Genomic DNA, 14,484 nt, shown 5'->3' on the forward strand with positions numbered 1-14,484 from the left:
CTTGCCGATAGCACGTCCCGGCTGGACGGCGTACAAGGACCAAGCGGACGCCCAGGTTCCTGTCATAGAGGTTAACGCCATATATCGCGGCGCATGGAATCGGGTTGTCCAGTCGGTACCGGGTCGAAACCTTCAACCAGCGACTATGCGAAATCGAGTGCGCCAATGTCACGTTCGCATGCCGCCAGAAGCGCAGGTCGCCGTTGCGCCGCCTGCCGCAATTGCGCCTCCAATTCCCCTACCCGACGGTCTGTTTCGACCAGGTGTGCCGTCGCGGTGCGCACCACGTGATCGGTGAGCCGCTCCTCCGCCTCCACCAGTGCCGTCACCACCCGCTGCTCCAATTGCGCCTTCACGTTGACCAGCGCATCCGCCACCCACTGCCGCAAATGAGCGCGATCAGCGAGCTGCCTGCGCGCCCGCACCACCCACCCCGCCGCGGCCGCGCCGAGCAGCAGACTGACCGGCGCCAGCGCGTAATCCACCGCCTCCCACAGCGCCAGCGGCAGCACCACCAGCCGTCCCAGCCCGAACCCTGCCGAGGCCCCTAACGCGATCATCAGATGATCTTCGACACCCCCGCACCGCGGTTCGGGCCCCGAACCCACCCGCGGCCGCCGCTCCGACTCCGCGGACAACGCCCCCACCTGCGCCGACAGTGCCGCCCCGGGATTTCCCGCCAGTTCCGATGCGCGAACAGCCTTCTCGATCAGCTCGTCCAATTCGGCGAGCCGCTGACACCTCACACGATCAACCTCCCGTGTGATCTTTTCCACCGAATTCTGCAAACCCTGCGGAAAGCCCCCCAGCCCGCTACGCGGCAACCGCTCGATATCCGCCCGAGCCACCGCATTCAACCCCCGAATCCGCACCCCGACCTCATGCAGCAGATCCACCCGAGCCAAATGCAACCGATTCCGCAGCACCCCCATCGCAGCCCCGCGCCCACCATCATTCACCGCCAACAATGTCGCCCGTTCAGCCCGCAACCCGGCAACATCCCCACCACCGCGCAACTTCTCCAGCTCGATTCCGATGCGCCGCCGCGTTTCTGCCAACACCCTTTCGCGCACGATTTCCGCCTGATCCGCCGACGGCCCGGCCCCTGCGGCCGCCACCAGCCGCGCATGCAGCAACCCGACACCCGATCGATCAGCCAGCGCCGCATCTCCACTCACCCGTGCCGCGGTCTCCATCCGCGCGGAAACAGGAACGATTTCGACGCGATCCTCGGTCGATAGGAGTGATACATCCCGTTCCAGCACCTCCCGCCACTCGCGGTGCGCGTGAAACCCGTCCAGGGCGAACACAATCCGGGTCCCGTCGGCTCGCAGTCGCTGGACCGTCCCCAAGCCCTCCCGCCCGATCGGGGCACCCGCTTCCAACAGAACGCAGGCCACCGGTACCGGTCGCGACTCGGTCGGGAGTAGCTCGATCCGCGGCACGAACCGAGCCAATTCCGCGCGCAGCAGCAGTGAATTCGACTCGTCGGCACCGATCAGAGCCACCGATGCCGCCGATGCCGCAAGCATGTCGCTCTGTACCGCCAGCAGCAGCGCCAACCCGTGCGGATTCCAGCGCATCACCACCGCTTCCGCGGCATCAGGCAGCTTCGGTTTCTGCGGCGGCCTGGTAACGGCTTCGACTGGGGGCGGCGACTCACGCACTGCGATCGGGAGCGGCGGCATTCGCTGGACCGGAGGCAGATCCAATCCGCAGGGAGGCACCACATTTGGCCCGGGCAGTTCGGCGTGGCCGGGTGGGTCGAATTCGACCGAGGTCTGAGCGGGCTGGCGGTCCAACATCCGTTATTCGTTGTCGGGGGCCGGATCGGCTTGGTGGGTGGGGGATTCGCGGGTCAGGCGGGTTGTGGCTTGTTGGTAGTGGCGGTGGAGGGCTTGGTGGAGGGGGTCTATGCCGCTGGCGGAGTGGAGGATTTGGAGGAGGGGGTGGGGGTGGAGGGTTGGGTTGTGGCGGAGGGCGGTGAGGGCGCAGGAGATGCCGTAGAGGTCCCAGCGGGTCAGGAGGGTGCGGCGGGCGGGGGTGTCTTCGGCGACGGCGGGGTCGGTGAAGAGGTCGGGGGTGAGGGTGAAGGCGGGGTCGGTCCGGGTGCGGTGGCGATGCAGGGTGCGGAGGTCGGACTCGGTGAAAGTGCCTGCGCGGGTGTGGACGGCGAGGGAGGCGACGACGGGGAAGGTCGGGATGCCGAGGGCTGTGGTGTGGCGGTCGGCGGTCAGGGCGGCGTCGGACCAGCGGGTGCCGATGGTGTCGGCCTTGTTCAGGACCACAAGGGTGCGGTCCGGGGGCAGGGTGGCGAGGACGCGGCGATCGGCGGGGCCGAGGACGCCGGGGAGGATGTAGAGGAGGAGGTCGCCGTCGAGGACCGGGTCCGGTTGCCCGGGGACGTCGAGCGGCGCCGTTTCTTCGGCAGATATGAGCGACAACGCATTTCGCACGGTGGATTTACCGGCGCGGGAGCGGCCGGTCACCTGGATGCGCGGTGGTCGCCCGGCCGACACGGGGGCAGCTTAGTCGGCGCGCCTTGCGGGCGCGGAGATTTCGGCGGAGCCGGTCGGGGCGCGAATCACGCACTGTGGGATAGCAGTGGTGAGCTGCGGGTCTATCTGTGCGACAGCACAATTCGATGCAACTGCTCTTCACAGATACCGCAAACTCCCCTACTGTTCGAACCGATCGACTGTTCATTCGACAGCGGCACACGACGGCTCCCTCGGGTCCGACAGCCGGACTCACTCTGGGAGGTTGCGATGACCACGACTGCCGACGATGACCTAGGTATGACCGATTCACCTGCGGGACAGTTCGATCCAGCCCCCACGCGCGCCGCCGACCGGCCGACCGCGCGACAGCCTCGGACACCCGTACGCCGGAGCGCTTCGCAGCGCCCGCTGCCGCCGAGCCGGGATCCGTTCCTCCGCCCGCCCAGCGGCTTCGCCGCGCACGCCCCCGGCACCCTGCTGCGCAGTCGCCCGGTGGAATTGGCGCTGTTCGGACTGGTATCCCAGCAGGTGACGGCATGGCAGCTGCTGTACCGCAGCAGCGATATGCACGGCCGCCCGGAGGTCGCGATCACCACGGTGCTGCTGCCGAAGGGCGCGGCGCCGGATGCGAATCGGCCGCTGCTGGTCTTCGGGTCGGCCATGGATGCGGTGACCGATCGCTGTGCGCCCTCGTACGCGCTGCGCAAGGGCGCGCTGTCGCCCGGGTCGATCACTCAGCTGGAGTGGCTGCTGGTCGCGAATGCGGTGCGGCGCGGCTGGGCGGTGACAATCGCCGATCACGAAGGCCCGCACGGCGGTTTCGGAGTGCCCCGCGAGCCCGGCTACCGCTCGCTGGACGGTGTGCGCGCGGCATTGCGGTTCGCTCCGCTGGGATTGCGCCCCGATACCAAGATCGCGGTGTGGGGTTATTCGGGCGGCGGTATGGCCAGCGCCTGGACCATCGAGATGGCTCCCGAGTACGCCCCCGAGCTGAATATCGTCGGCGCCGCGCTCGGCGCACCGGTGGGTGATCCGGGCGAGGTGTTCCTGCGTTTGAACGGTGGCGCGTTCGCGGGATTCCCGGCAATCGTCATAGCCGCACTGCATCGGGTGTATCCGGCCATGGCCGAGGTGGTCCGCGACGACTTCACCGAAGAGGGCCGCCGCCTGCTCGAGCGTGTGCAGAGGCTCGGCCCGCTCGCCGCACTTCCGCTGCTGGTGGGCCGCCGCCTGGAGAACTACCTCAATCGCCCGCTCGACGACGTACTGCCCCAGCTCGCGGAGATGTTCGACGACATCCGCCTCGGCAGCGCGGCTCCGGCCTGCCCCGTACTGGTGGTGCAGCCGATTCACGATCAGGTCATCGGGGTCGACGGCATCGATGGTCAGGTGCAGCGCTACCGGGAAGCGGGCGCGGCGGTCTGGTACATCCGGGATCGCCTGAGCGAGCACTTCTCGATGCTGCCGCTCTCCACCCCGTTGAGCCTGGATTGGCTGGCCGATCGCATCGCCGGGAAAACTCTCACGGAACCCACAACCAAGACCGTCTGGTCGGTAGCCCTCGAGCCGTCGCACTGGCGCGGATTGGTGGAATTGGCAACTACCGCAATGCGTGTCACGTTCGGATGGGCTCTCCGGCAGGAGTCCGAGCCGGTCGCCGCCGAGGCGTCGGGCCTGGCAGCCTGAGTGATGGCACACGCCCGAACGCCTAGTCGATTGCCGCGCTAATCACCTGATACTGGACAATGGACGCCGTGAACGACGCCGCGAACCACACTGCCGAGTCAGTCCCCGGGCCGCGGTCCGCCGACCTTGCCGGTGACGGCGATCACGCCGCCCGCGACGGTATCGACCGCACCACCGGCGACGGTATCGACCGTGCCGCCCGCGGCAACCGCCTCTACCCCCGGGTCACCAGCTTCCGCTCGCGCCGCGGTGCACTCACCCCGCAGCAGCAGCAATCCTGGGAGCGGATGTGGCCGCGCATCGGCCGCGACGTCTCCGACGAGAAGCTGGACGCCGACGCCTGGTTCGGCCGCAGCGCACCGCTGATCGTCGAGATCGGTTGCGGCACCGGCACAGCCACCGCGGCCATGGCGCAGGCCGAGCCGGAGTTCAACCTGATCGGCGTCGAGGTCTACAAGCCCGGCGTGGCACAGCTGGTGCAGCGCGTCGAGCGCGAGCAGATCGAGAACATTCGCATCCTGCGCGGCGATGCCGTGGATGTGCTCGAGCATATGGTTGCTCCGGAGTCGCTGACAGGTGTCCGAGTGTTCTTCCCGGACCCGTGGCCGAAGGCGCGCCACCACAAGCGCCGGCTGCTGCAGGCCGCGACCTTCACACTCATCGCGAGTCGCCTGCGTCCCGGCGGCGTGTTGCACGTCGCCACCGATCACGCGGATTATGCCGAATGGATTGCCGAGGTGGGAAAGGGAGAATCCCAGCTCATTGGCATGAATGAGGCAACGGGTGGGGATTCCGCAAGGTACCTTGAAACCGCACCGATCGGTTTTGAACGTCCGATTACCAAGTTCGAAGGAAAAGGACTCCGCGCGGGTAGCGCCATCACGGAGTTCATCTGGGGGAAGATCGAATCATGAGCGTCAGTGAGATGGCCCCGGAGGTCGCGGATGTTGCCGAAATAATGCACGGCACTGCATCGTCCGAACTAACGGGCGCCGTGGGCGTGGGTGGCACCAGCACCGATTTACGGCGCGTGCTGCTCGTCTGGGATGCGCCCAACCTGGATATGGGTCTCGGCGCAATTCTCGGCGGCCGCCCGACCGCCGCGTACCGACCACGTTTCGACGCCCTCGGCCGCTGGCTGCTGGCCCGCACCGCGGAACTATCCGTGGGCAGTCGCCAGCGCGTCGAACCCGAAGCGACCGTTTTCACCAATATCGCCCCGGGCACCGCGGATGTGGTGCGACCGTGGGTGGAGGCATTGCGCAATGTCGGCTACGCCGTCTTCGCAAAGCCCAAAATTGATGAAGACTCCGATGTCGACAGCGATATGCTCGGCCATATCCAGCTCCGCCGTCGCGGCGCGGGACTGGCCGGAATCATGGTCGCTTCCGCCGACGGCCAGGCATTTCGCGCACCGCTCGAAGAAATCGCCGCCAGCGGCGTGCCCGTTCAAGTGCTGGGATTCCGCGAGCACGCGAGCTGGGCGGTCACGTCGGATATTCTCGAGTTCATCGATCTCGAGGACATCCCGGGCGTGTTCCGTGAACCACTGCCCAGGGTCAGCCTCGATTCGCTGCCCGACGAGGGTGCATGGCTGCAGCCGTTCCGGCCGCTGACAGCACTGCTCACCTCCCGCCCCGCTCAAGGAGTCGCTTAGTGTTCACCCGCTGGGGCGACCTGGTCTATCGGCTGCGCTATTCCGTTCTCGGCATAGTGGTGGCTGCGCTGCTCTCGCTCGGTGCTTTCGGGTTCGGGTTGGAAGACCATCTCAGCTCCAGCGGATGGGACGATCCGACCTCCTCGTCGTCACAGGCTGCGGTGCTGCGTGATTCCGTCTACGGGCGTGACCACAGCGCGGATGTGCTCGTGCTGTACACCGCGCCCGACGGCAAGACGATCGACGATCCGGCGTTCAGCCAGGAGGTCGTCAGCAGCCTGAACGGCCTGACCGCGAAGTATCCGGAGATCGACAAGGTCAACGGCGCGTACTGGAAAACCGATACCGGCCAGTGGATTCCGTCCCAGGCCGGTACCGCGGATAAGAAGCACGCCTTCGCGGCCATCGCCATCAAGGGCGATAACGACACCGATATGCTGCGCAACTACCGGAAGGTGAAGGACGCCTTCGCCATTCCGGGTGTGAAGGTCGAGGTCGCGGGCCTGCAGCCGGTCGCGGGCACGCTGAACGACACCATGCAGGCCGACCAGAAACGTATGGAGCTCATCGCCATTCCGGCGGTCGCGATCCTGCTGTTCTTCATCTTCGGCGGTGTGGTCGCCGCCGCGCTGCCGCTGATCGTCGGTGGTCTCACGGTGCTCGGCGCCAACGGCATCATCATGGCTCTGACGAAGGTGACCGACGTCAATTCCTTTGTCAGCGGCGTGGTGTCGATGATCGGCCTCGGCCTGGCCATCGACTACGGGCTCTTCATAGTCAGCCGATTCCGCGAGGAATTGGCGGAGGGCTATGACACCAAGGCGGCCGTGCGCCGCACGGTCATGACCGCCGGCCGCACCGTCATGTTCTCCGCGACCATGATCGTGGCGAGCCTCGGCGGCATGCTGCTGTTCCCGCAGGGCTTCCTGAAATCGATTGCCTACGCGACCATTGCGACGGTCGCGCTGGCGGCGCTCTCCTCGATCACCATCCTGCCCGCGCTGCTCGCCATTCTGGGGCCGCGGGTGGATGCGTTCGGGCTCAAGTGGTTCAACAAGACCAAGAGCAATGAGGAGATCGAGGCCGGTTTCTGGGGCAAGCTCACCGCGTGGGTGATGAAGCATCCGCTGAAGGTCGCCATTCCGATCTGCGTCGGCCTGCTGCTGCTCATCATTCCGGTGAAGAACCTGGCCTTCGGCGGCATCAGCGAAACCTATCTGCCGCCGGACAATCCGACCCGTCTGGCGCAGCAGCACTTCGACGAGTACTTCCCGCTGCGCAAGTCCGCACCGGTGCAGCTGATCATCGTCACCAGCAATCCCAAGGACATCGGCAATATCCTGACCCAGGCCAACAAGGCTCCGGGTCTGGTCAAGAAGAGCACGTTCTCGATTCCGGCGACGCCGCCCAACGGTTCCGATGTGTGGACCACGGACGCGCAATTGGAGAGCGTCAACGACGCCGGGCCGACCATCGACTATCTGCGGTCCATGGATGTGCCGGACGACGCTCAAGTACTGGTCGGCGGACAGCCCGCCATCCAGCAGGACTCGATCAGCGCGCTGCTCGATCGCATGCCGCTGATGATCGGCCTGGTCGTGCTGATCACCACGATCCTGATGTTCCTGACCTTCGGATCACTGGTGCTGCCGATCAAGGCGGCGCTCATGAGCGCCCTGGGTCTCGGCTCCACACTCGGCATTCTGACCTGGATCTTCGTCGACGGTCACGGCGCGGGTCTGCTCAATTTCACGCCACAGCCGATCATGTCGCCGGTGCTGGTGCTGATCATCGCGGTGATCTACGGCCTCTCCACCGACTACGAGGTCTTCCTGCTGTCGCGAATGGTGGAGGCGCGCACCATGGGTGCGTCCACCACCGAGGCGGTGCGGGCCGGTACCGCGCAGACCGGGCGCATCATTACGGCCGCCGCGCTGATCCTGCTCACCGTGACCGGCGCGTTCGCGTTCTCCGACGTGGTGATGATGCAGTACATCGCGTACGGCATGATCGCGGCGCTGTTCATCGACGCCACCCTGCTGCGCATGCTGCTGGTGCCCGCCATCATGAAGCTGCTCGGCGACGACTGCTGGTGGGCTCCGGCCTGGATGAAGCGGATTCAGCAGAAGATCGGCCTGGGCGAGCCGATTCTGGACGATGAGCGGCCCGGCGGCGGCGAGGTGGTCGACCTGGTCAAGACCACGCCCATCACCGATCCGGTGACCATGCAGATGCCGGCGCTGTCCGAGGACGCCACCAGCCGGTTCCCGCGGAAACCGCGGCCCGCCAGGCTGATCGACAGTGAGGCGCCGACACAGCGCATCAACAAGACCGTGGCGCCGGATGCCGAAGCCACGGCGAAGGATGCCGGTGCACCGTCGGGCAGTGGAAAGCCTTCCAGCCCTCCGCAATCCCTGCTCGGTGGTGCGGCGGGCGCGGGGCTGAATGTCTCGCTGACCAATCTCGGTTCGTCCGGCGGTCGCAGCGGTCCTGCCGATTTCAGCGCGCCCGCGGGTGTGCCGGCGCGAGCCGATGCCGATTCGGCGAGCGGCCGGTCCGCCGGCAACGATGCCGGCGCGGAACCCGAGACCACCGATTTCAGTGTGACGGAACGCCGTTCGGGTGCCGAGCTCGGCGGTGGGCTGCCGACCGATCTCCCGGTGCAGGCCGCCGTCCCCGTGGTGTCGAAGCCGGCGCCGGAGGCCGAGCCGGTTGCGCCGCAATCGGATCCGGAGCCTCCGGCCGCGCCCGCCCCGCGGGTGGTCGGCGCGGAGCGGGTACTGCCGCCGCCGGAGGCGAAAATGCCGCCGCATCCGGCGACCCGGGCGCAGCTGTATCAGCCGCATGCTCCCGAGGAGGAGCAGCCTGCGGCCGATCCCACCGCCGAAACTGCCGAACAACCGCATCCGACCCATCACTCCGCCGAGGATCCGCCGAAGGCCGGCGGGCGCAGCAGCATCGAGCAGTGGATGTCGGATCTGCGCTCGGCTCGCCGCCGCACCGATAAGGACCAGGACAGTGTGGAGGACGACGAGGGCAAGCATCGAGGTGGTGACGGTCGCACGGTCAGTGTGAACGAACTGCTCCGGCGCCAGAACCGCGACTGATATCCACAGCCTGATATCGACACAGAGCCGCCCGGCCGAGTTATCCACTCGACCGGGCGGTTTCGTTTGTGCGGGATGACCCCTCGGGCTAGTTGGGTTGTGCTCGGCCGCCCGCGTCCGCGAAGGCACGGGCGTAGCGGGTGCCCACCAGCAGCAACAGCACGCCGACCACCAGGAAGGCCGCCGCGCGCAGCAGACCGTCGAGTGTCGCCAGGTCGAAGAGGAACAGTTTGGCCAGGGCGGCGGCGGTGACCAGCAGACCGGCGGCCAGGGCGACCTTCGCCTGCTGCGGCGTCCGGGACAGGCGGCGCAGGCCGAAGAGCAGGGCCGCCGTGGCGGCGGCCATCCACACCATGGTGGCAATGCCGTGGCCCGCGAGGAAACCATCGGCACCGCCGGTGATGATGCCGAGCGATACCGACAGCGCGGTGACCATGTACAGGCCGGCCAAACCGCCGACCACCATGACCGCTGTCGCATCGCTTTCCCGGTCCACGAATCCCAGCCGGCGTGCGCACCAGAACCCGACCGCGAGCACAGCCAGCGCCGACACGGCGCCCAGTGCGGTCGAAATCCCCAGGTGCGCTTCGGCATACGACTGGTGCGCCAGAGTGGACGGGCCCGCATCGGCCAGGAAGCCCAGGGTGCCGATCAGCCCGAAGACGCCGGCGATACCCGCGGCCATTCGCGAGCGCTGCTGCCCGGCCACCGCCAGGAATCCGAGCGCGACGAGGTAGAGCGCCACCGGTACGGTCTGCACCCGGGTCGCGCCGAAGCACACCTCGAGCAGCGCGAACGCGCCCGACACCGCGGAAACCGCCGCCAGATGTCCCGGAATGCGCACCCGCCCAGCCAGTTTCGACATCCACGGCAGCGCGGCGACCGTCAGCAATACCGCCGCGAAAACAGCGGACACCAGCACCCCGGTACGGCGCTCGAACATGGTCGGCGTCGCGAGCAGCGGCACCGTGGCCACCGCGAATGTCAGGCTCGCGGTGATATCTCCGGCCCGGCGGCGTACCGCGAGCACCGAACCCACCAGACCCACCGCCGCCACCGCGATCGCAGCGGCGAGCACCTCGTAGCGATGCCCGCGCGTGGCATCCCCCAGCTCGGCCGCGGCCACCGCGATCAAGGTGGCCAGCACCGCCGGAAGTGTCCGCACCACATGCAGATAAGGCCAGTCACGCACCAATTGCACTGGTAGAGCGGCAATCTGCAACACGATCAGGAAGGCGAGCAACGCCAACTCGGTGGTCACCACCGGCGAAAGCAGCGCCGCCCCCAGCACCACCAGCACCGCCAGCGCCTGCGACCGCCACCGCATGGCGAGCCCCACCCCACCCGCCGCAATCCCCAGCGCAACCACATAACCCACCACCGGCGGCAACCACCCGTACATGGTCGTCATGGCGACAATATCCAGATATCCCCCGGCAATACCCGTGGCCGCCAACGCAATAGCCCCCACGTGTCCCCCGGCCCGCCCGTGCACCCGCATCCCCAACCCCACCAGCACCCCCGAGAACACCGCCCCCGCAGCAACTCTCGGCACCGGCCCGAAAAACCCCGCCTGCGCCGCCAACACCAGCAACATCACCACCCCGATCAGCGTGACCCCCACCCCCGCCACCGCCAACACCCGACTGATCACCCCTTCCCGCTGCCACCACGGCACCTTCGGTCCCCGCACCGCCTCCACCCGCCGCCGCTGCTGCGCCATAGGCGGCATAGGCGAATAAACAGGCCGCCCACCCATCCACCCGGCCCCCGCAGCCCCAAACCCGTGCGCCCCCAATGGCGCTCCCGGCATCGAAGGCATATACCCAGGCATCGCCCCCGCAGGCGGCGGAGCCTGCATCCCGACAGCCGGAGGACCCCACACACCACCGGCAGCCGGCGGAACCGGCACTCCAGCTCTGGCCTGCGACATCGGCGGCACCGAGGTCTGCGCAGCCTGGGCGAACGCCGCAGTCTGCGCCGCCGAACCCGCACCCGGTGGCGGAACTGCGCCGGTCGGCACGCTCCCGCTCGGCATCGGACTCGAACCTCCCCGCGTCGCGAAGAGATCCGCAGCTCGCACCGGCGGGCCCGGGACCTCCGCACTAGGACGGGATGACGGCAGCCCCGTGGTGCGTGAGTCGGGCATGACACCGCCCGCCACCGGTGTCTCCGGGGCGGGCGGGGTGGATAGGTGAGAAGCGCGTGGGGCGCCGGGGTTGGCGACGAGCTGGCAGCGCAGGGCCTCGAGGTCGCGGCCGAGGGTGCCCATATGCTCGCTGAGCGAGGTGAACTCAGTCGACAACCGTGCGATCAATCGCGGATCGATGGCGGTATTCATGTCAGCAATGCTTGCGACCGGCAGCTTCGTCAGGATGAGTAGAAACACCCGGTTCGGGTCTGGTTCCTACCTGTTCTCAGGACGGTCGTTCGTTTTGATATCTGATAACCTCGAAAAAGATATCGTTTGGAGGTGACCATGTCGCGGACTGTTCTCGATGTCGATGATGATCTGCTGGCTCAGGCAGCAAAGATCCTAGGCACCTCGAAGAAGGTCGCCACCGTCAATGCGGCGCTGGCTGATGTTGTACGGCGACGGCAGCGTGAAGAATTCGCCGAGTGGGTGAAGGCTGGCGGGCTCGCGGACGACACCGCGCCTGATGAGCGCTGATTCATATCTGATCGACAAGTCCGCGTTGGCACGGTGGGGAAAGCCGACTGTCGCACCGATCCTCGACGATCTCTCGGCACGGGGTCTGTTATCGATCTGCGGAGCAGTCGAGTACGAGGTGCTCTTCAGCGTGCGACGCGCCTCGGAGCTCGAGAGTATTCGGCAGCTGCTGCGTGGTTTCGACTGGCTGCCCATGCCCGATGAGGTGTGGGATCGGGTCAGCGAGGTACAGGTTCAGCTGATCCATGCAGGGAATCACCGCGCCATATCATTGCCGGATCTGATCGTGGCCGCAGTAGCCGAGAGGCATCGGCGCGCCGTGCTGCACTACGACGGGGACTTCGACATGATCGCGAAGATCACCGGACAACCTGTTCGATGGGTAGTTCCCGCCGGTCAGGCGGATTGAGCTTTTTCGGCGCGGGTGATGGTGGCGCGGATTTCGGTGGTGATGCGGGTGGGGGCCTCGAGCATGGGGACGTGGCCTACGCCGGGGAGGGGGTGGATTTCCAGGGCGGGGGTGGGGGTCAGGGGTGGGTAGAGGTGGGGTGGGAGGACTCGGTCGAATTCGGGGAGGAGGATCGAGGTGGGGACGGGGAGGGTCGAGAGGGTGGTGAAACCTGTTGGGAGGGCGGGGTCTTCGGCCAGGTCGTCGAGAATGGCGCAGTGGGTGGGGGCGGCGGCCATGGCTCGGGCGAGGTGGGCGGGGACGGTTTCGGGGCGATGTGCCAGCAGGGGTAGCAGGAGGCTGCGGATCATGTTCGGCATGGCGGGCGGGGAGCCTGCGCCGAAGCCGATGAGCGGGCTCATACCGCGGAATTTGCGGACCAGGGTGTTGGAGGCGGCGGAATCGCGCCACAGGCCGGCCGGGGAGATGGCGGTGACACTGCGGGCGCGGCCGCGGGCCGCCAGTTCCAGGGCGATCCAGCCGCCGAGTGAGTTGCCTGCGATATGCGCTGTGCGCCAACCATTTTCGTCCAGCAGGGCTTCCGCCCAATCGGCGAGGGAGGCGACGGTGGCGGGGCGCTGCGCCTGCGGGCCACCCCAGTGACCGGGCAGGGTGGGCGCCAGAATGTCGTGGTCGGCGCGCAGATCGTCGATAACGGGTAACCAGGACTGCCAGGTGAGCAGCACGCCGTGCAGGAGCAGCAGGGGCGCACCGCGGCCGGTCCGTAGTAGTGGGTCCGGAACCGAGTCTGCTGTACCGCCTTCCGCCATGGGCGTGACGATACCTGCCGGAACCACTTGCCCCGGCGGCGGATTCGCCGCCGTGGCTCAGGCTCCGTTGAGGAAACGCTTCCAGTGTGTGCCGAAGGGGTGCTTGGCGGTGACCGACCCGAAACGGATGCTGCCGTGCACGACGATGTGCAGCGGTCCCATCGGCGGTCCGGTGCGCACCTTATTGTTGGCACTGGATCCGACCAGGTCGAGACCGTTCATATCGACGGTGGCCTCGGACGGCACGATCAGTTCGAGCGAACTGAAGAAGTCGTCGACCCGGATCTCCACCACCTGCGTCGCCATCGCCGCCTGGGTGAAGTCCAGGCTGACACCGGACATGAAGCTGTTGACCAGCAGCGTGCCCGGGACCTGCCAATTGCCGGTGCGTTTGACACCCGACATCCGCGAGCGAATCACATTCCCGGCGCCGACCGGATGCGCGAGCCGGGCCCCGTACTGCGGCCGGGCGAACCCGTACTGCGGGCGGGGCGTGTAGACGAATTGCGGCGCTTTGGGCGCGGGCTGCCCGGCGAGCCGGATACCCGGCAGGTCGACCAGCACCGTATTCAGTTCACCACGGGTCTTGGCCGCGAGCGCGGTGTCCATACGCTCGGTGAATTCCCCCAGTGACAGCATGCCGAGACCGACCGCGCGCTGCAGCAGCCGTCCGACGTGTTCGCGTTCGATATCCGATACCCGCAGGTCACGGTCGCCGATAACGGCGGCCTCAACGCTGGAAATCGATTCAGGACCTCCCATAATTCGAGATTACGAGCCGAGAGCGCTCCGCACATCAGGGCAATCCCTGATCTGCTGTCCCGCCTCCCCGGAACTTTGGCGCACGGCCTGGGAGCCGTTGACGGTTGGGGACGCGTGGCGCGGTTGGGAGCCGACCCGATTTTGGGGGTACCCGGGGAGTTACCCCGACCTTGCGAAATCAGTTGTTGCGTTGGGACGATGCACTACTCGTCCAGCCCCTGTTCTATGGCGTAGCGGGTGAGCTCCACGCGGTTGCCGAGTTGCAGTTTGCGGAGCGTGGATTGCACGTGGTTTTCCACGGTGCGGTGGCTGAGGTTGAGGCGGGTGGCGATCTGCTTGGCGGACAGGCCCTTCGCGACCATGCGCAGGACCTCGGTTTCGCGGTCGCTGAGGGCGGGGCGGTGGGGTTCGTCACGATCGGGCGGGGTGTTGGCGATGCGCCGGTATTCGCCGAGCACCAGACCCGCCAGGCCCGGCGTGAATACGGCCTGGCCGGCGGCGGTTGCCCGGACGGCATCGACGAGTTCGGTGGCGGAGGCGCTCTTCACCAGGTAGCCGATGGCGCCGGCCTTGATGGCGTCCAGCACGTCATCGCGTTCGGCGGAGGCCGACAGCACCAGGACCCGGGTGTGCGGGGAAACGCGCAGCACCTCGGCGGTGGCGTCGGCGCCGTTGCCGTCGGGGAGCTGCATATCCATCAGCACGACCGCCGGTTGTACGGCGGCGGCCCGGCGCGCGGCGGTGCCGACGCCGTCTGCGGTGGCCACCACATCGAATCCGGCCTCGGCCAGATCGCGGGCCACACCCTCACGCCAGATGGGGTGGTCGTCGACCACCATGACCGAAACCGGGTTTCCCGCATCACCTTCGGACATCATCGCC

Annotated in this window: 12 protein-coding genes; 6 read left to right on the plus strand and 6 right to left on the minus strand. The window is 67.3% G+C overall.

The window, feature by feature from the left end:
• Positions 1-143: 143 nt before the first annotated feature.
• Both ABZX86_RS18535 and ABZX86_RS18540 read right to left on the minus strand, forming a co-directional pair.
• Positions 144-1,583: a hypothetical protein gene (locus ABZX86_RS18535; RefSeq protein ID WP_355125814.1), complete on the minus strand. Its 1,440-nt coding sequence runs from the start codon at positions 1,581-1,583 to the stop codon at positions 144-146.
• Positions 1,584-1,808: 225 nt separating this feature from the next.
• Positions 1,809-2,519, minus strand: a complete 711-nt coding sequence (locus ABZX86_RS18540; RefSeq protein ID WP_355124972.1) for a hypothetical protein — start codon at positions 2,517-2,519, stop codon at positions 1,809-1,811.
• A 249-nt stretch (positions 2,520-2,768) separates the two neighbouring features.
• On the opposite strand from ABZX86_RS18540, the gene ABZX86_RS18545 reads away from it, so the two are divergent.
• The 4 genes from ABZX86_RS18545 to ABZX86_RS18560 are packed head-to-tail and all read left to right on the plus strand — an operon-like array spanning position 2,769 to position 8,951.
• On the plus strand, positions 2,769-4,187 hold the full coding sequence (locus tag ABZX86_RS18545) for a lipase family protein (RefSeq protein ID WP_355124974.1): 1,419 nt from the start codon (positions 2,769-2,771) through the stop codon (positions 4,185-4,187).
• A gap of 59 nt (positions 4,188-4,246) precedes the next feature.
• Positions 4,247-5,101: a tRNA (guanosine(46)-N7)-methyltransferase TrmB gene (trmB, locus tag ABZX86_RS18550; RefSeq protein WP_355124976.1), complete on the plus strand. Its 855-nt coding sequence runs from the start codon at positions 4,247-4,249 to the stop codon at positions 5,099-5,101.
• Positions 5,098-5,844: an NYN domain-containing protein gene (locus tag ABZX86_RS18555; protein WP_355124978.1), complete on the plus strand. Its 747-nt coding sequence runs from the start codon at positions 5,098-5,100 to the stop codon at positions 5,842-5,844. Before trmB ends, ABZX86_RS18555 begins: the two co-directional genes overlap by 4 nt.
• Positions 5,844-8,951, plus strand: a complete 3,108-nt coding sequence (locus tag ABZX86_RS18560) for an MMPL family transporter (RefSeq protein WP_355124980.1) — start codon at positions 5,844-5,846, stop codon at positions 8,949-8,951. The genes ABZX86_RS18555 and ABZX86_RS18560 overlap by 1 nt, the downstream gene beginning before the upstream one ends.
• Before the next feature lie 88 nt (positions 8,952-9,039).
• Here ABZX86_RS18560 and ABZX86_RS18565 read toward each other — a convergent pair whose 3' ends face one another.
• Positions 9,040-10,674, minus strand: a complete 1,635-nt coding sequence (locus ABZX86_RS18565; RefSeq protein ID WP_355124982.1) for a DUF2339 domain-containing protein — start codon at positions 10,672-10,674, stop codon at positions 9,040-9,042.
• 756 nt (positions 10,675-11,430) lie between these two features.
• Between ABZX86_RS18565 and ABZX86_RS18570 the strand changes: the two genes are divergently transcribed.
• Both ABZX86_RS18570 and ABZX86_RS18575 read left to right on the plus strand, forming a co-directional pair.
• Positions 11,431-11,622, plus strand: coding sequence for a type II toxin-antitoxin system VapB family antitoxin (locus ABZX86_RS18570; RefSeq protein ID WP_355125816.1), 192 nt, complete (start codon positions 11,431-11,433; stop codon positions 11,620-11,622).
• Positions 11,612-12,031, plus strand: coding sequence for a PIN domain nuclease (locus ABZX86_RS18575; protein WP_355124984.1), 420 nt, complete (start codon positions 11,612-11,614; stop codon positions 12,029-12,031). Before ABZX86_RS18570 ends, ABZX86_RS18575 begins: the two co-directional genes overlap by 11 nt.
• Here ABZX86_RS18575 and ABZX86_RS18580 read toward each other — a convergent pair.
• From ABZX86_RS18580 to ABZX86_RS18590, 3 genes are all read right to left on the minus strand, one after another.
• On the minus strand, positions 12,019-12,840 hold the full coding sequence (locus tag ABZX86_RS18580) for an alpha/beta fold hydrolase (protein WP_355124986.1): 822 nt from the start codon (positions 12,838-12,840) through the stop codon (positions 12,019-12,021). The two genes, ABZX86_RS18575 and ABZX86_RS18580, sit on opposite strands and share 13 nt — an antisense overlap.
• Positions 12,841-12,897: 57 nt before the next feature.
• Positions 12,898-13,560, minus strand: a complete 663-nt coding sequence (locus ABZX86_RS18585) for a DUF1707 domain-containing protein (protein ID WP_355125818.1) — start codon at positions 13,558-13,560, stop codon at positions 12,898-12,900.
• A 245-nt stretch (positions 13,561-13,805) separates the two neighbouring features.
• A complete protein-coding gene (locus tag ABZX86_RS18590) occupies positions 13,806-14,477 on the minus strand; it encodes a response regulator transcription factor (protein WP_355125820.1) in 672 nt (223 codons plus the stop codon).
• Positions 14,478-14,484: the final 7 nt, after the last annotated feature.

Origin of the sequence: Nocardia sp. NPDC006630, assembly GCF_040611495.1 — a bacterium.
Classification (GTDB): Bacteria; Actinomycetota; Actinomycetes; order Mycobacteriales; family Mycobacteriaceae; genus Nocardia.